The following is a 16,185-nucleotide window of genomic DNA, read 5'->3' as shown; positions in this document are numbered from 1 at the left end:
TTTCCTCGCTTTACTCGCCTTTACCGATAAAGGAATCCTGCACCCTTTTCCAAAATGGAAACGGACGGAATCTTGCAAACCTTACTTTTTCAGAAGCCACTCGGCATTGGATGGATTTCACATCCTTATGAAGGAGCGTCAGATGGTCGATGGTGACTTGAAAATCAACCTCATTTCTCGGTTTGATCACACAAGTATGGTGATCGGGAAGAAGGAGCGGCGAGCCTACCGTACGGAAAACACGGTTATTAATAGATGCCATCTCCGCAAGCTGGATGGCTCTGATAGACGGATGGATGATCGCTCCGCCCAGCGCTTTATTATAAGCGGTGCTGCCCGATGGCGTTGACAGGCAGAGACCGTCTCCCCGGAAGGTTTCGAATAGCTGCCCTTTTATTTCCACGTCAGCCACAAGGCTGCCTTCAATACTCTTAATGGTGCATTCATTCAGCGCCAGATACTTCTCTTCCCGCTCGCCCTCATGATATCTGACAGTTACTTCGAGTATTGGGTATTCCACAATATGATAAGGCGTTTTCGCTATCGCAAGAACAAGCTTTTCAATCTCATGGGGAACCCAATCTGCATAAAACCCAAGATGGCCGGTATGGACACCGACAAAAGCCGTTTTGTCCAAACGTTCGCTGTATCTGTGGAAGGCATAAAGCAGCGTTCCGTCTCCGCCGACAGAAATTACGATTTCAGGTTCGTCTTCATCCAATTCCATATCAAAATCCAATAAATACGCCTGTATTTTGCTTTTCAGCGTGTCAGACACGCTGTCTCCTTTTGACGATACGGAAAATTTCACGTCTTCTTCCCCCTTTTCTTATTGATGCTCACTGCCTTTTTTCTTTCTTGAGAAGGCTGCTTGAGCTTCTTGAATCTCACCTCTGATTTCAGACATCTCTTCATCAAGCTGGGATGCCGCTTCCGAAGCCCGCTGAAGCCTCAGCTTTACTTTTTCAGGTATATTTCCGCTATATTTATAATTTAATGAATGCTCAATTGTCGCCCAAAAGTTCATCGCAAGCGTGCGGACCTGAATTTCAACCAGAACATGTTTTTCACCGGCGGGCGTCTGCAAAGGGTATAAAACAACAAGGTGATAGGAGCGGTACCCGCTTTCTTTATGCTCTGCGATATAATCACGCTTATCCACGACAGTGAAATCTTTCCTTGCAAACAGCATGTCTTTTACCATTTGAATATCATCCACAAATTGGCACATAATTCTAAGGCCCGCAATATCCTGCATAGTCTCAATTTCATGTAATGGGATGCTTTTCCGTCTGGCTTTCTCCAGAATGCTTGCCACCGGCTTCACCCGGCCTGTCACAAACTCGATCGGCGAATGGTCATCCTCATATTCATAAAGTGTTCTGATTCCCTTCAGCTTCACTTTCAATTCCTCTACTGCCTGGCGGTACGGCACTAAAAACTGCTCCCATTGTTTGTCATCCATCTTACATCCCCCAATTCCGGACCCTAGTTTTTTCTAGAGGAATACACTTCTCACTTTTTCTTCCATTTCCTCACCGTAATTTGCATTATCTTTAATATTTTCTAAAAGGTATTCAAGTTCCTCATGCAGGCCTGACAGCTCTATCATTTGGCTCCCCGCTTCTAAAAATACCGGTTTCCTGTCACTGTGGGCCTGTTTCAGTTCCGGCCATACATTTTCCTTTATAATGACATATTCAAATGAATCAGCCAATTCAAGTATGTATACAAAAGCAAAGTGGTCAGAATCAACAAGCATTTGACCTGACGCCTTGCGCTCCGCTTCATCTCCCTCTGCCTGACATGTAAAGCGAAGCTGATCATCCGTTAATGTTGCATTCATGATTTCAATTCTCTTTTGCATAATGCTCTCCTTTTTTCACCAAAGTACAGATTTATTTTATCATATCAAGATCAATATTGATAAACGTAACATCTAAAGAGATAATAGTAAAAATACGATTTACAGTGCGGAAAGGAAGAAAAGTATGGCCCAGGAAATTGAAATTGAATTTAAAAATCTGCTCACAAAAAACGAGTTTGAAAAACTGACACAAGCTTACCAGCTAGACAATGAGGATTTTGTTTTACAGGAGAACCACTATTTTGATACAAAAAGCTTTGCGCTAAAACATAAGGGTGCAGCCCTGAGAATCCGTAAAAAGAACGGCCGGTATGTGCTGACGTTAAAAGAACCGGCAGCCGTCGGACTTTTAGAAACCCATCAAGCGTTAACGGAAGTGCCAGAATTTGAGAAATTCATTGTTCCGGCCGGCCCTGTTCAGGAGCAGCTCGTCCAGCTTGAGGTTGACTGCGAGGCGATCCGCTATTTTGGGTCGCTTGCCACAAATCGGGCAGAAAAAGAATCCGAAAAGGGCTTAATAGTTTTAGACCACAGCCGATATTTAAATAAAGAGGATTTTGAATTGGAATTCGAAGCAGCAGACTGGGATGAAGGCAAAATGGCTTTCGAAAAGCTTCTTCAGCAGTTCAGCATTCCTCAGCGTGAAACAAAAAATAAAATCTTCCGTTTTTATGAACAAAAACGAAAGTCATTATAAGGTGGAATGACAAAGTGAACGTAACGAATTGGGCGGCTCTGCTTCAGCTTCAGGCATTACAATCAATCGCCAGCACAAATACAGGGAGCACTCAAGCCTCAGGCAGCCCGCTTTCAAACTTCAGCTCTTTGCTCAGCCAGTATACACAGAACATAAGCCCGCAGTCCGCGTCCTTGGCATCAAATCTGCAAACACAGGCAAACAGTTTTTATAGGCTGTCGCCGGCAGTGCTTTCATCTAACGGGCTGGGCTCTTTATCAGGCAGCACGCCGAATATAGAAGAAAGCGCACCGGAAGCCGTAAGCAGCTCAGCGGCAAATACAGCCGCAATTTCCTCAACAAAAGGCGACTTTTCAATCGACAGCGCCATTAAAAAAGCGGCGGACAAACACGGTGTTGATGAAAACCTGATTCGCGCGGTGATACAGCAGGAATCAGGCTTCAACTCCAAAGCCGTAAGCGGCTCAGGCGCCATGGGACTCATGCAGCTGATGCCGTCAACCGCAAGCTCTCTCGGCGTGTCAAACGCGCTTGACCCCGCGCAAAATATAGAGGGCGGAACAAAATATTTGAAGCAAATGCTGTCCAAATATGACGGAAATGTTTCCATGGCTTTGGCAGCCTATAACGCCGGACCGGGAAATGTGGATAAATACGGCGGCATTCCTCCTTTTAAGGAAACTCAAAACTACGTAAAAAAAGTCACTGCGAACTATTACGCCTAAACCAGAGCGGCTATGAGCCCTCTGGTTTTTTTGCGGAGTGAAATCTTACACATTCATGAATTTAATGTGATATGATATGAAATACAAGCGCGGTACTGTGCGATTTTCCGGCACATCAGGCAAACCCTGAGCGCATAAAAGGCAGTTTGTTTGTAGAAATTAGGCCTTGTTGCTAAAATAAATGGTAGATGAAAATAATAAACACTACATGTACTTTCGCAATAGGAATTATGATTCCTATTAGCCATATTTAAAGGAGTAGTCAACATGGGACAATCGTTTAACGCACCTTATGAAGCGATTGGAGAAGAACTTCTATCGCAACTTGTTGATACTTTTTATGAGCGTGTCGCGTCTCATCCTTTGCTGAAGCCGATATTTCCGAGCGATTTGACAGAAACGGCCAGAAAACAAAAGCAATTTCTGACTCAGTATTTAGGCGGACCGCCTCTTTATACTGAAGAACACGGCCATCCGATGCTCAGAGCACGTCATCTTCCTTTTCCCATCACGCATGAGAGGGCGGATGCATGGCTCAGCTGTATGAGCGATGCAATGGACCATGTCGGTTTAGAAGGGGACATTCGTGAATTCCTGTTCGGGCGGCTGGAATTGACAGCAAGGCATATGGTGAATCAGACAGAAGCGGAGGAACGATCATTTTGACAAACTATCAACATGACCAATACTTCGCCCATTGCCACGGTCACCCAAAGAAACCGCTGGAAATTTACATGTTTGTTGATCCTTTATGTCCTGAATGCTGGTCCTTAGAGCCTGTCATAAAAAAGCTGAAAATCCGCTACGGCCGTTTTTTTACCCTGCGGATTATTGCAGCCGCAAGTATCACATCTTTAAACAAGCAAAAACGAAAAAAGCATCTTCTGGCGGAGGCTTGGGAAAAAATCGCGAACCGCTCCGGCATGTCCTGTGACGGGACTTTGTGGCTCGAACAAGAACAGCCGCTCTCTTCCCCGTATCTTGCAGCTCTCGCTTTAAAAGCGGCAGAGCTTCAAGGACGAAAAGCCGGAATACAATTTCTCCGCAATATGCAGGAAAGCCTGTTTGTTGCAAAGCAAAATATTACGGAGGAAAAAACGCTGCTGAAGATCGCTGAAAAAACAAAGCTTGATCTTGAAGAATTCAAAAAGGATCTTCACTCTCAAAGTGCGGTTAAAGCGCTCCAATGCGACATGAAGATTGCAGCTGAAATGGATGTTACCGTAAACCCGACTCTTACATTTTTTAATACACAGCATGATGACGAAGGGCTTAAGGTGCCTGGAAATTATTCATATGAGGTGTATGAAGAGATTTTATTCGAAATGCTGGGCGACGAGCCAAAGCCTTCAGAAACACCGCCGCTCGAATGCTTTATTGAATACTTTCGCTTTGTGGCCTCGAAGGAAATTGCACTTGTATATGATTTAACCCTTGAAGAGGTTGAAAGAGAAATGAAAAAACTGGCGTTTGCCAAGAAGGTTGCCAAGGTCGAAGCAAAGCACGGAATGTTTTGGCAGTCTCTTGCCAGCAGCCCCGATCAATTGCATTCATGTGAAAAATAGCCGCAGGCGTTTATAGCTTGGGGCTGTTTTTTTGACCCAAAAACGAACGTATGTTTTGTTTAAAGTTATAAAGAAACCGCGCCGGGATAAGCGCGGTTTCATATGTCTTAACGACAACAAAGGGGATGGGAGAAATTTTTCACGGTCAAACAAAGGGGTAATGTTTGTTTGTGATCAATTTCACATCCTTATCATATCAAAAGTTGTCGACTCTTGACAAGCCATACGATTAATGTTCATATTTTTGTCACAAAACATAACTTACCGAATATGTTCATATGCTTGTAATGAACAAGGACGAGGAGGAAGGTCATGCTTTACACAGTTATTTCTATTGTATTGATTGTCTTCTTTTTCTTTTTAAATTTATTAGCCATGATGCACATGCTGCCGATTTACATTACATCTCCCCTATTGTTTCTGTCCATCTTATTTGCCCTGTACCGTTTGAATCACCGCAAAACGTTTAAAGGATTTTAAAGAGCCTGTGCATTCGCTTGCACAGGCTCTCGCTTTTAAGAATGCTTCACTTTTAACAGCAATTCTTCCATTTCATCAAGTTTTTCCTCAAACATTTTGCATGCGGCCTCGATTGGTTCAGGCGATGTCATATCAACGCCCGCTTTTTTCAAAATATCAATCGGGTACTCAGAGCTGCCCGCTTTCAGGAAGTCAACGTACCGGTCAACAGCAGGCTTTCCTTCCTTCAAAATCTGGCTGCTCAGCGCTTGGGCTGCACTATAGCCCGTTGCATATTGATACACATAGTAATTGTAATAAAAATGCGGGATTCTTGACCACTCCAGCCCGATTTCTTTATCAATCACCATATTATCGCCAAAATACTTTTTATTAAGATCATAATACATACTGCTCAGAAGCTCAGGAGTTAACGGTTCTCCCTCTTGCGCTTTCATATGAATTTGATGTTCAAATTCGGCGAACATCGTTTGTCTGAAGACCGTTCCTCTAAAGCCCTCAAGCATATGGTTAAGAAGATATAAGCGCTGCTTTTCATCCTTTAAGTTGTTCAGCATATATTCTCCGAGAAGCGCTTCGTTGGTCGTTGACGCCACTTCAGCGACAAAGATGCTGTAATTGCCGTATTGGTATGGCTGATGCTTTCTCGTATAATAGCTGTGAACTGAATGACCGAATTCATGAACGAGCGTAAACAGGTTGTTGACATTATCGTGCCAGTTCATCAAGATATACGGATTCGTGCCGTACGTGCCTGAAGAATAGGCGCCGCTGCGTTTTCCTTTATTTTCGTACACGTCCACCCATCGGTTTTCAAGGCCCTCTTTTAAAATAGACGCATACTCGTCACCTAAAGGAGCAAGCCCTTTGAGCATATACTCTTTCGCTTCATCATATGTGACCTTCATACCCGCATCCTTCACAAGCGGCGTGTACAAATCATAGATATGAACTTCATCAAGCTCAAGCACTTTCTTTCTCAGCTCGATATAACGGTGTAACAGCGGCAGATGCTTATTAATGGTTTTAATAAGATTATCGTACACTTCCTCAGGAATGCTGTTGTTTGAAAGCGCGGCTTCCCGGGCGGATTTATATTTTTTCACCCTCGCATAGAAATTGTCCTTTTTTACGGTGCCGCTGAGGGTCGTCGCCATTGTGTTTTTATATTGGCCGTATGTTTTGTAAACAGCTTCAAAAGCGTTTTTGCGCACTTCACGGTTTTCGCTTTCCAGAAAGTTAATGAAATTGCCGTGAGTAATCTGCTTTTCTTGTCCATTTTCATCCTTGATGGATGGGAACGTAATATCTGCATTATTCAATACACTGAAAGTATTTGAAGAAGAAGACAGCGCTTCAGAAGCTTCAGCCAACAATGCTTCCTCTTTTTCGCTTAATACGTGCGGGCGTTCTTTTGTAATTTCCTCAATCGCATGTGAGTAAAGCTTCAGCTCTTCTTTTTCAAGAAGGAATTGCTGCAGTTTTTCTTCTTGTATGGATAAGATTTCAGGAACCATGTACGCGGTTGCGCTTGCAGCTTGTGTATACAGATTGGCAGCCTTGTCATTCAGGCCTTGATAAAAGGAGTTCCCTGTATCCTGGTCAGAACGCATATGCGCATATGTGTACAGCTTGCCCAATCGTTCCATTACTTTGTCCTGATAAGTAAGGGCTTCGTATAAATTATCCGCAGAATGATCGAGCGTTCCTTTAAATTCAGAAAGATTAGGAATTAACTCTTTCACAGCTTGAAATTCTTTATTCCAGGCCTCATCACTAGGAAAAATATCCTCTAGTTTCCACGTATCTTCTGCCTTTACTTCGCTTCTGTCAGGCAGTTGGTTTGCTTTTTTTTCCTCAGTCATGGTGATCCCCCTCGTTTTCTTTAATTCAAGCCAATTGAAAAAACGGCTGTTTCTCAACAAACTTGTATTGTGATTATCTTCCGGTTTTTCACTGCCATTTGTCAAATCATATGCGGTGAAGAAGACAACGCATGCCAAAAACACAGTAAAAAAGCGAAAAACACTCCGTTTCTTGCCTTTCACATCCAGCCACCACCTTTTCTTTAGGGTGAGCCAAATGAAACGATCTCATTCCCCAAAACAGGTTTGGTCGCGCTCCATAACACCCTCAAGCGTGCGGCAGTCATGAACTGGATATTTCACCATATATACTTCTTTCTCACCCTCCATTAAAAATTCCTTCCCGCACAGAAAATTGATGTACTGTTTCAATGCCTCACGCAAAAGCTGTTCGCTATATTCGTACCTTAAATGAATCCGTTTTTTTTGAATCTGCATCTTACAAAATCGAAAAACAGCAGAAAACCTGATGGGCATACGCTTTTCTGCGAGGTCGGTCATATACAGATAAAGATGGCCCTGCCATATGAAAACAGGACTTAAAAAAACGGCTCCAAGAGGAATGGGGGCAAATACTTCAGGCGGTAAAAATGGGAGCGGCGTCTGGCGTTTTTCATAAAAAAGGAGCCGAAGATGATTCGCTTCTTTGGATAAAAAACGGGGAGGTTTATGCCGAAAACGGGTAATGGCGCTTTGCCAGGCAGCAGGCTGAAAGGAAGGTGCGGATGCTGAGAACCACATATCCTTCACATTTGCTTTTGTGAGCGGGATTGCTTCGAGTGAGGCGCAGGCATAATTCGCATAGAACGGGGTAATATGATGGAGCTTATAGAAGGAGCGTGCTTCCGGACAGTAAAACAACAGGAACTGCCGTGGATTCTCCTTCATGAATTGCCAATGAAAAGCAGATAGCTGGAAAAAGTGCCTTGACGTGCGTTTTAAACGGTTTCCGCCGATGATCCAGAGCGGTTCAGCCCCTGCTTGCTTTAACCCTTGCGTGCGTTTATATAAGAGGTCTGGAGCGAGGTTCGCGCATTGAAATTCAAAAGCCAGCATGCCTCCTTGTACATTTGCTATAATGTCAGGCCTTTGCTGTATGCTTTTTACATATGGCTCCAGAACAGGTGAGCATCCTTTCGCCTTCAGCCAAGAATAAAGCTGCTTTTTCCCTTCTAAATGGTAGGCGCTCTCCGGTTCAAACTCTATGGTGCAAGCTTTATTCTGCTTATGGGCAAAATGCGGAGCTTTTAAAGAGCCGAGCTTGACATCGAGCTGTTCTCTGCAAACCGGACAAAAGAATTTCGTTTTTCTCAATTCCGACGCTTCTGTTGCAGCATATCTTTCTTTCATCAGGTAAACAGTTTTACCTTCTGATGTCACAGCACTAAACAATATTCATCTCTCCCTTCCAGATTCTTTATGAATTCTGTAAGAAGATGATGAATTCCTGTTGTCTTTTCTTTCTATAAAAACGTCATACTCCCATTTTCCACCCTCAAAATTGTGTTTTCGGATAAGAAAAAAACCGATTTCCGTTAAGAAATCGGTCTGCTATGATGCAAAGTGTTTTTTTATTGTATTCAGAACATCCTCTGAAATAATCAGCTTGCCGTATTCTTCGATGCGGTGTATGCTGATTGAGGATTCATATGTGTACTCTAACAGGATGCTTAGCTGATTTTCAACCTCTTCATCAGACATTTCTTGAAAATCTACATATAAATAATACCGGTTTTCAAACGAATAAAGCGTCGTTTTGCTTCCGTTTACGTTCAAATTTGAAAGAGAAATCAAGTCCTCAAAATCATCAAACCGCAAGACGAATTGAAGCTTTTGCTCCTTCTCTTCCTGATTGTCGGCTTGCTCTTCTTTTTGAAAATCATCCAGCAAGGCATCGAGATTCTCATCTGCTTGTTCTTGCTTTTTATCTTCAGGTATCGGCAGTTCGAGCTTTTGTCCGTCTTTAGAAAGCTGGGCTTTTGTAACGATAATCTCCAAGCCTTTATCGAGTGCCTGAACTTGAATCCAAAGAGGACCTTCTACAGCGAATTCTTCTTCCTCATGAACTTCATCCATGACTTCCCAGAACAGTTCTTCACTGCGCTCACGGTTATACCAAATCTCTTCTCTGTCGAAACCGCGGTCTTCAATATCTCCATATGACATATAAAACTTTACAGTATGTTCGTTTATTCTTTCTATTTCCATTTTGCCAACCTTCCCTTCTATATAAGATGTTGAAGGGACATCTAAGCTCCCGATTAATTGTACTTTACTACACTTTACCCATTCCGTCCACATCTTAACCTTGTCCCCAAGACAGTGTGAAATTCTTTATATTTCTATTTTATGATAAAACAGTCACAAAAGAAATAAAAATGCATTATCGGCTGAAAAACGGCTTGTCTTCTGCCCGCTATCATAAAAAATAACCCGCTTCATATATTAGTTGTACAAGCGATGAAACAAAAAGCGAGGTGCCTGTACATGGAGCATGATTATCTGTTTTCGCTGCTGCTCATCATCGGGATAGATCTGATCCTCGGCGGAGATAACGCTGTTGTGATTGCGATGGCTTGCAGGAACTTACCGGAAAAACAAAGACAAAAAGCGATTATCTTCGGAACCTTTATTGCGGTGGCCATGCGCGTCGGGCTTACGAGTGCAGCGGTGTATCTGCTGAAAGTTCCTTTTCTGCAATGCGCCGGCGGAGTGTTTCTTTTATATCTCGGTTACCAGCTGCTTATTGAAAAGAAAGACACCCAGCACGTAAAAAGCAGCACCTCCTTATGGAAGGCCATTCGGACGATTGTCCTCGCCGATCTCTTTATGTCGCTTGACAATGTTATAGCAGTGGCCGGGGCATCACACGGCGACCTTTTTCTCGTGATGGTCGGTTTATTTGTATCAGTTCCGATTATTATTTGGGGCAGCAAGCTGATTCACATTGCGCTGAATAGAGTGCCGCTTTTGATTTATGCAGGAAGCGGGCTGCTGGCATATACAGGAGGAGAAATGATTGTCAGAGATCAAAAGCTGTCTTATTTTATGGCGCAGCATAGTCTTGTTGAAATGCTGCTTCCTGTTCTGACAGTTGTGTTTGTTATCCTTGCCAGCATTTATTATGAACAGATTGCTGACAAAAAATAAAGAAGGCTGATAAAACATCAGCCTTCTTTTATATATTAATTAGCTAAACGCTGTGCTTCTCTTAACTGGAATGAGCGGACTTTTCTTGGTAAGAAACGTCTGATCTCATCTTCATTGTAGCCGACCTGCAAACGTTTTTCATCGATGATAATCGGGCGGCGAAGCAGTCCCGGATGTTCGTTGATCAATGTGTATAAATCTTGAAGCGGCATTGATTCAACATTTACGTTAAGCTTTTGGAATACTTTTGAACGGGTGGAAATGATTTCGTCCGTTCCGTCTTCCGTCATGCGTAAAATTTGTTTTATTTCATCAATTGATAAAGGTTCAGAGAAAATGTTTCTTTCTTCAAATGGAATCTCGTGCTCTTCCAGCCACGCTCTTGCTTTTCTGCATGAAGTACAGCTTGGTGATGTGTATAATGTAACCATTTAATCTTCACTCCCCTAATTAGTAGGATGAACATGTTTTTTATTCTTAAATTGAAATAACTCTAAAAAAGGAATCTTTATAGGTATTATACTATAAAAAAGTAAGTGTGAATAGTGTCCTAAGAAAAAAATGTGTCAATCCGGCAAATTTTCACGATCAAACCATCTATATATTCTCAATTAGCTTAGCTGATCGAAAATGTTTTTTTGTTTTTTATCATCAATGACCTTTAGGACCTCATCCGTTTTTTCGTATGAATCTCCGTACCATTGTTCATCTTTATAGATATGAATTTTTTCATATGTCTGCTTCATCGCTTCTAACATTTCTTCTTCAGATTCTGTTTTTGGTGACCAGTACAAAATCTCCATTTTGTTCACTTCATTCGTAGCCAATGAACGGCGCTGGTACCCAATTGACTGAGCATGCTTAAAATGCTCTCTTTGGTAAAATTTCAGGCGCTTCTCTGTATCTGCATCATCTTCATCCACAGGCTCAACCTCAAGCAATATCGGTTTGTTTTTCTTTTTCAGTTCACCGATCAATTTGCCTCCGAGTCCCTGCCCTCTTGCGTCCTTCGATATATACAGATAATCAATAAAGATAAAAGAATCAAACTCCGCATACATTAATACGTGATGTTTGCCTTCTTCTTTATGGTAAATATCGCTTCGCTCTTTTAACAAAGCTTCCATATGCGCTTTGGATTTCATTTCTTCAATTGGAAAGTATTCATTTAACTTTTGGTACCAGTTCATTGATCTGCTCCTTATGAGTTCGTTATCTTCACACTCTTAGATATACCCCATTTCTTTTTGTTTAAACAGCCTTACATCTATTAAGACGTACAAGCCTAAAACTTGGTTTCATTTTTTTTCAGACAAAAAAAAAACGGAGCCTCTGCTCCGTTTTAATCAAGCGGCGTGTAATCCACACCTTTTGTATAATGGTTTGCCGCGTCCCAAAGTAAAAACTCATCAATGCCTGCTTCGTTCAACGCCTTAATTTGATCTTCAATCTGCTGTTTTCCGTAGTGCTGATAATTGCCGCTTCCAAGATAAGAGGCTGTGAAATCTTGAAGCCATGGCCGCGATGAAGGCGGATTTTTCAGTTTTCCGAGTTTGCTATTTTCTACTTTAGCGTATTCCTTTACAACTTTGTATGGTTCAAGGTCCGGCTTATCAATCCCGAAATAGCTTGTCCAGTGACTCGGATAAATCATGGAAGAAATAACATCAACATTTTCGGAAATTTTGCTGAAATTCTGTCCGATGCCGGGCGCTTCAGGCAGAGTGGCGGAATATCCAAAAATATCGGCGGATACATCAACCCCGTACGGCTTCAGTTTGTCTTTCGCATAACTGACAAAATCGGTGACCGCGTGTACACGTTTTTGGACATTATCATCAGCGCTTTTTCCATACTCTCCATGATCGTAAGTCAGTTCATCATCCCGTTTTTCAAAGCCTTCAGGAAAGCGTACGTAGTCAAACTGAACTTCTTTAAATCCCATTTTGGCTGCTTCTTTTGCTAAGTTCACGTTGTAATTCCAAACTTCTTTCATAAATGGATTGACAAACGATTCCCCACGCCCGTTTTTCCAGACACTTCCGTCTTTTTCTTTGAAGGACCATTCAGGCTTTTTATTCGCAAGAACCGTGTCTTTAAATACGACAATTCTAGCTATTGGATAGATATGTTTCTCTTCCATTTTTTTTAGCATCGCTTTTGGGTCTTTGATGTATTTCTTACTGATATCGTAATATGGAGAATTTTTATCAGGCTGGTAAGTGAGATTTCCGTTATCATCTTTTACGTCAATGACCATAGTGTTCAATTCTGTTTTCTCAACAAAATCAGTCAGAGAATCAAATCTGCTGCCGCCCGCTGAATGTCCCGTCACGTAAATTCCTCTCACCGCATCAGGATATGTAAAATGAAAGCCCGAATCATACGCGAATCTGGACATCCCTTTAGGCAGTTCTTTCTTTTCGAGAGCCACTTTTAATAAAGGCTGCGGTTCTTTCTGCGCTGCTTCCGCCGGATAGGCCGCAAAACTGAGAAGCAAGCCTGCTATGATTGAATACTTCATAAAACGCACAATTATCCCCTCCTGGCTTCCATTATAGGAAAATGAGGGGTCGCTTGGTAAGTTTCAATGTGCGCGGGTTTGTAGCTGATAATGAGAAAGCCTCGGCTTTAGCTATTGCAATGACGAAAGTAATCAAATACAAAACAGCCGCAGCCGTGAAGGCAAAACGTGCATTTGTTCCTTCTGCCATCTGTAATCGGATAGGTCACAGCACTCCAAGGAGTAAACAGGGCGTTTTTCACCGACATGATGGCTGCCCGGCTTTTTGCAAGAGAAATAGATACGGCTGCTTTTAATCCATTTTCTTCTATTATAATAAACACCATCAATACCTCGAATATTTCATAAAAAAACCTTCAAGATGGCTGACTCTTGAAGGTTTTGGTACGTGCTTATTTGTATGATTGAAATTCCGCTTCCGTACACATAACAAAATGCCCTGGTGAAGCTTCACGGAACTCCATCTTTTCCCCGTCCTTTAATTGATGGACGGACGGATCATACTTGTGGCGGATACGGTTTCTTTCGTAATCCGGATCGGGAAGCGGAATTGCAGAAAGCAATGATTTTGTATATGGATGAAGCGGGTTTTCATAGAGTTCGTCAGCCGGAGCCAGTTCCACCAGCTTTCCGAAATACATGACACCGATTCGATCACTGATATATTTAACCATGGATAAATCATGGGCAATAAACAGATACGTGAGTCCTTTCTCCTTTTGCAATTCCTTCATTAAGTTGACAACCTGTGCCTGAATGGAAACATCCAGTGCAGAAATCGGTTCGTCCGCAATGATAAAATCAGGATCAACGGCCAGCGCTCTGGCAATCCCGATACGCTGGCGCTGCCCTCCTGAAAATTCATGGGGGTAACGATTGGCGTGTTCCTTGTTCAGACCGACGGTTTCAAGCAGTTCTTGGACGCGCTGCATGCGTTCTTTTTTCGTCTTTGTCAGCTTATGAATGTCGAGGCCCTCCGCAATGATATCGGCAACAGTCATTCTCGGATTCAGAGAGGCGTATGGATCTTGGAAAATCATTTGCATTTTCCGGTTGAATTCGAGCAGCTTTTTACGGGATTTTTTCCCGTGGACATTTTCACCGTTGAACAGAACCTCTCCGTCCGTTGCATCGTACAGTCGAATGATGCTTCGGCCTGTTGTGGATTTTCCGCACCCGGATTCGCCGACAAGGCCAAGCGTTTCTCCTCTGTAGATATCAAAAGAAAGATCATCTACAGCTTTTACCGTTCCTTTAGATGTGAAAAAATGCTGTTTTAAATGTTTAATTTCAAGTAATTTCTCAGTCACTTCATTCACCTTCTTCCATTAGGACAGGGATTTCATACGTATGTTGCAGCTGGCGCATTTTTGCTTTGACCGCTTCCGGAGGCTCAACCTTCGGCGCATCGGGATGGAGCAGCCACGATTTCACATAATGCGTATCGGAAATTTTGTACATCGGCGGCTCCTGTTCAAAGTCAATTTTCATCGCATACGAGCTGCGAAGCGCAAACGCATCTCCTTTTGGAGGATTTGTCAGATCAGGCGGCGTTCCCGGAATAGCGGTCAGCTGTTCATCACCCGTGCTTTCAAGGCTTGGCATGGACGCCAGCAGCCCCCATGTATACGGGTGTCTCGGGTTGTAAAAGATTTCGTCAACGGTGCCTGTTTCAACAATCTGGCCGGCGTACATCACGGCCACACGATCCGCCACATTGGCTACAACACCAAGATCATGCGTGATAAAGATAATGGATGTGTCAATTTTCTTCTGCAGATCTTTCATCAATTCCAAAATCTGAGCTTGTATCGTCACATCGAGTGCGGTTGTCGGTTCATCGGCTATTAACAGCTTCGGGTTTGCCGCAAGTGCCATGGCAATGACCACACGCTGCCTCATCCCGCCTGAAAATTCATGAGGAAACTGATTGACCCGTTTTTCCGGCATCGGAATCCCGACAAGATCAAGTAATTCAACAGCACGTTTAGCTGCGGCATCTTTAGAGATTTTCTCATGTTTAAAAAGTACTTCTGTAATTTGTTTGCCGACTTTCATCGTCGGGTTTAAAGACGTCATCGGATCTTGAAATATCATGCCGATTTCTTTGCCTCGGATTGACTGCATGTCTTTTTCTGACATAGGCACCAGATCCCTGCCGTCAAATAAAATCTGGCCGCGCTTGAAGTAACCCGGCGGCATCGGAATCAGCTTCATAATTGCTTGGGAAGTCACACTCTTTCCGGAACCTGACTCTCCCACGATCGCCAATGTTTCTCCTTTATTCAGATGAAAATTCACCCCGCGGATCGCCTGAACCTCTCCGCCGTATGTTTTAAATGAAATTGCTAAGTCTTTTACTTCTAATAGGCGTGTCACCCGTATCACTCCCTTATTTACGTAACTTAGGATCCAGTGCGTCTCTCAACCCGTCACCGACCACGTTAAAGCCAAACATTGTGATGCAAATAAAACCGGCAGGGAAAAACAAACGCCAAGGATAGTAGGTCAATGCAGGCAATCCGTCAGAAGCCATCGTTCCCCAGCTTGCAAGCGGGGCAGGTACTCCCAGTCCCAAATAACTTAGAAATGCTTCTGTAAAGATCGCAGTCGGAACAGTTAAGGTCATTGTGACCAAAATCGGTCCCATCGCGTTAGGCACGATATGTTTAAACAGCAAACGTGAGGTTTTTGCTCCTAAAGTTTGTGAAGCCAGCACATATTCCTGATTCTTCAGCTGAAGGACTTGTCCGCGGACAATTCTTGCCATATTGATCCACCCGGTAATCGTCATCGCGATAATAATCGTCATTAAGCCCTTTGGCAGCACGACCATTAACAAAATAACCATTAATAATGAAGGAACAGCCCATAAAATATCTGCAATACGCATCATAATCTCGTCAGTTCGTCCTCCGCGGAAACCTGAAATGCTTCCCCAAATGACGCCGATCAATAAGTCAAGAACGGCTGCGGCTACACCGATGAAGATAGAAATCCGCGCGCCGACCCATGTCCTGACAAATATATCCCTTCCCAGGTCATCTGTTCCGAACCAATGATCTTTTGACGGCGGCTTGTCAGCATTTAATAGATTGGTAGTGGAATAATCATATTTTGAGAACAAAGGCGCAAAAATAGCCATAAGTACGATAAGAATGATAATCACAAGTCCGACCATCGCAAGCTTGTTGCTGCGAAAGCGCAGCATCGCATCTTTCCAAAGGGAAAGGCTCTTTTTAGATATTTTCTCAGCATCTCTGGCATCCGCTGCAGCTGGTTCAAACATGTCTTTTGGAATATTCTGCATGG

At 43.0% G+C, this 16,185-nt stretch carries 19 protein-coding genes; 6 read left to right on the top strand and 13 right to left on the bottom strand.

The features are described from left to right. Positions 1-10: 10 nt before the first annotated feature. The 3 genes from AXI57_RS15060 to AXI57_RS15050 are packed head-to-tail and all read right to left on the bottom strand — an operon-like array spanning position 11 to position 1,867. Positions 11-811 carry an NAD kinase gene (locus AXI57_RS15060; RefSeq protein ID WP_010788251.1) on the bottom strand — a complete coding sequence of 267 codons (801 nt, stop codon included), beginning with the start codon at positions 809-811 and terminating at the stop codon, positions 11-13. A gap of 18 nt (positions 812-829) precedes the next feature. Further along, positions 830-1,465 (bottom strand): GTP diphosphokinase, encoded by a 636-nt coding sequence (gene yjbM / locus AXI57_RS15055; RefSeq protein ID WP_061670523.1) that lies wholly within the window; start codon positions 1,463-1,465, stop codon positions 830-832. A 33-nt stretch (positions 1,466-1,498) separates the two neighbouring features. Continuing rightward, on the bottom strand, positions 1,499-1,867 hold the full coding sequence (locus AXI57_RS15050; protein ID WP_003327569.1) for a UPF0738 family protein: 369 nt from the start codon (positions 1,865-1,867) through the stop codon (positions 1,499-1,501). A 124-nt stretch (positions 1,868-1,991) separates the two neighbouring features. On the opposite strand from AXI57_RS15050, the gene AXI57_RS15045 reads away from it, so the two are divergent. The 5 genes from AXI57_RS15045 to AXI57_RS21420 all read left to right on the top strand — a co-directional run bounded on the left by AXI57_RS15045 (position 1,992) and on the right by AXI57_RS21420 (position 5,334). After that, positions 1,992-2,564: a CYTH domain-containing protein gene (locus AXI57_RS15045; RefSeq protein WP_061670522.1), complete on the top strand. Its 573-nt coding sequence runs from the start codon at positions 1,992-1,994 to the stop codon at positions 2,562-2,564. 14 nt (positions 2,565-2,578) lie between these two features. Further along, positions 2,579-3,289, top strand: a complete 711-nt coding sequence (locus tag AXI57_RS15040; RefSeq protein WP_061670521.1) for a lytic transglycosylase domain-containing protein — start codon at positions 2,579-2,581, stop codon at positions 3,287-3,289. Positions 3,290-3,556: 267 nt separating this feature from the next. Next, the gene (locus AXI57_RS15035) at positions 3,557-3,955 is read left to right on the top strand and encodes a globin domain-containing protein (protein WP_010788246.1); all 399 of its coding nucleotides are present in this window, start codon (positions 3,557-3,559) and stop codon (positions 3,953-3,955) included. Further along, on the top strand, positions 3,952-4,854 hold the full coding sequence (gene spxH / locus AXI57_RS15030) for a protease adaptor protein SpxH (protein ID WP_061670520.1): 903 nt from the start codon (positions 3,952-3,954) through the stop codon (positions 4,852-4,854). Before AXI57_RS15035 ends, spxH begins: the two co-directional genes overlap by 4 nt. Before the next feature lie 312 nt (positions 4,855-5,166). Further along, the gene (locus tag AXI57_RS21420) at positions 5,167-5,334 is read left to right on the top strand and encodes a hypothetical protein (protein WP_003327573.1); all 168 of its coding nucleotides are present in this window, start codon (positions 5,167-5,169) and stop codon (positions 5,332-5,334) included. A 35-nt stretch (positions 5,335-5,369) separates the two neighbouring features. Here the strand turns inward: AXI57_RS21420 and pepF are convergent, their stop codons facing one another. The 3 genes from pepF to mecA all read right to left on the bottom strand — a co-directional run bounded on the left by pepF (position 5,370) and on the right by mecA (position 9,407). Next, complete coding sequence (gene pepF / locus AXI57_RS15025) at positions 5,370-7,199, bottom strand: oligoendopeptidase F (RefSeq protein WP_167375115.1); 1,830 nt, start codon at positions 7,197-7,199, stop codon at positions 5,370-5,372. Positions 7,200-7,427: 228 nt separating this feature from the next. Further along, positions 7,428-8,591 (bottom strand): competence protein CoiA family protein, encoded by a 1,164-nt coding sequence (locus AXI57_RS15020; RefSeq protein ID WP_061670518.1) that lies wholly within the window; start codon positions 8,589-8,591, stop codon positions 7,428-7,430. Between the two features lie 159 nt (positions 8,592-8,750). Continuing rightward, positions 8,751-9,407: an adaptor protein MecA gene (mecA, locus tag AXI57_RS15015; protein WP_003327576.1), complete on the bottom strand. Its 657-nt coding sequence runs from the start codon at positions 9,405-9,407 to the stop codon at positions 8,751-8,753. 279 nt (positions 9,408-9,686) lie between these two features. Between mecA and AXI57_RS15010 the strand changes: the two genes are divergently transcribed. Further along, a complete protein-coding gene (locus AXI57_RS15010; RefSeq protein WP_061670517.1) occupies positions 9,687-10,349 on the top strand; it encodes a TerC family protein in 663 nt (220 codons plus the stop codon). A gap of 35 nt (positions 10,350-10,384) precedes the next feature. Here the strand turns inward: AXI57_RS15010 and spx are convergent, their stop codons facing one another. From spx to oppC, 7 genes are all read right to left on the bottom strand, one after another. Continuing rightward, positions 10,385-10,780 (bottom strand): transcriptional regulator Spx, encoded by a 396-nt coding sequence (spx, locus tag AXI57_RS15005; RefSeq protein WP_003327578.1) that lies wholly within the window; start codon positions 10,778-10,780, stop codon positions 10,385-10,387. A 180-nt stretch (positions 10,781-10,960) separates the two neighbouring features. After that, the gene (locus AXI57_RS15000) at positions 10,961-11,539 is read right to left on the bottom strand and encodes a GNAT family N-acetyltransferase (RefSeq protein WP_003327580.1); all 579 of its coding nucleotides are present in this window, start codon (positions 11,537-11,539) and stop codon (positions 10,961-10,963) included. Between the two features lie 152 nt (positions 11,540-11,691). After that, positions 11,692-12,873, bottom strand: coding sequence for a putative glycoside hydrolase (locus AXI57_RS14995; protein ID WP_371845797.1), 1,182 nt, complete (start codon positions 12,871-12,873; stop codon positions 11,692-11,694). Between the two features lie 107 nt (positions 12,874-12,980). Continuing rightward, on the bottom strand, positions 12,981-13,196 hold the full coding sequence (locus AXI57_RS21005) for a hypothetical protein (RefSeq protein ID WP_238380190.1): 216 nt from the start codon (positions 13,194-13,196) through the stop codon (positions 12,981-12,983). A gap of 69 nt (positions 13,197-13,265) precedes the next feature. Continuing rightward, a complete protein-coding gene (oppF, locus tag AXI57_RS14990; protein WP_035175065.1) occupies positions 13,266-14,183 on the bottom strand; it encodes an oligopeptide ABC transporter ATP-binding protein OppF in 918 nt (305 codons plus the stop codon). Between the two features lies 1 nt (position 14,184). Continuing rightward, positions 14,185-15,261: an ABC transporter ATP-binding protein gene (locus tag AXI57_RS14985; protein ID WP_087941865.1), complete on the bottom strand. Its 1,077-nt coding sequence runs from the start codon at positions 15,259-15,261 to the stop codon at positions 14,185-14,187. Positions 15,262-15,265: 4 nt separating this feature from the next. Further along, positions 15,266-16,183, bottom strand: coding sequence for an oligopeptide ABC transporter permease OppC (gene oppC, locus AXI57_RS14980; protein ID WP_003327585.1), 918 nt, complete (start codon positions 16,181-16,183; stop codon positions 15,266-15,268). Between the last annotated feature and the right edge of the window lie 2 nt (positions 16,184-16,185).

It is taken from the genome of Bacillus atrophaeus, from assembly GCF_001584335.1.
Lineage (GTDB): Bacteria > Bacillota > Bacilli > Bacillales > Bacillaceae > Bacillus > Bacillus atrophaeus.
Note: the sequence above shows the minus strand (reverse complement) of the source record. Positions and strands in the feature narration are given on the sequence as shown.

Coding starts and splice junctions, on each gene's coding strand:
- yjbM (WP_061670523.1), bottom strand. CDS start 1,465: ATGGATGACAAACAATGGGAGCAGTTTTTAGTGCCGTACCGCCAGGCA.
- AXI57_RS15050 (WP_003327569.1), bottom strand. CDS start 1,867: ATGCAAAAGAGAATTGAAATCATGAATGCAACATTAACGGATGATCAG.
- AXI57_RS15045 (WP_061670522.1), top strand. CDS start 1,992: ATGGCCCAGGAAATTGAAATTGAATTTAAAAATCTGCTCACAAAAAAC.
- AXI57_RS15035 (WP_010788246.1), top strand. CDS start 3,557: ATGGGACAATCGTTTAACGCACCTTATGAAGCGATTGGAGAAGAACTT.
- AXI57_RS21420 (WP_003327573.1), top strand. CDS start 5,167: ATGCTTTACACAGTTATTTCTATTGTATTGATTGTCTTCTTTTTCTTT.
- pepF (WP_167375115.1), bottom strand. CDS start 7,199: ATGACTGAGGAAAAAAAAGCAAACCAACTGCCTGACAGAAGCGAAGTA.
- mecA (WP_003327576.1), bottom strand. CDS start 9,407: ATGGAAATAGAAAGAATAAACGAACATACTGTAAAGTTTTATATGTCA.
- AXI57_RS15010 (WP_061670517.1), top strand. CDS start 9,687: ATGGAGCATGATTATCTGTTTTCGCTGCTGCTCATCATCGGGATAGAT.
- spx (WP_003327578.1), bottom strand. CDS start 10,780: ATGGTTACATTATACACATCACCAAGCTGTACTTCATGCAGAAAAGCA.
- AXI57_RS15000 (WP_003327580.1), bottom strand. CDS start 11,539: ATGAACTGGTACCAAAAGTTAAATGAATACTTTCCAATTGAAGAAATG.
- AXI57_RS14995 (WP_371845797.1), bottom strand. CDS start 12,873: ATGAAGTATTCAATCATAGCAGGCTTGCTTCTCAGTTTTGCGGCCTAT.
- oppC (WP_003327585.1), bottom strand. CDS start 16,183: ATGCAGAATATTCCAAAAGACATGTTTGAACCAGCTGCAGCGGATGCC.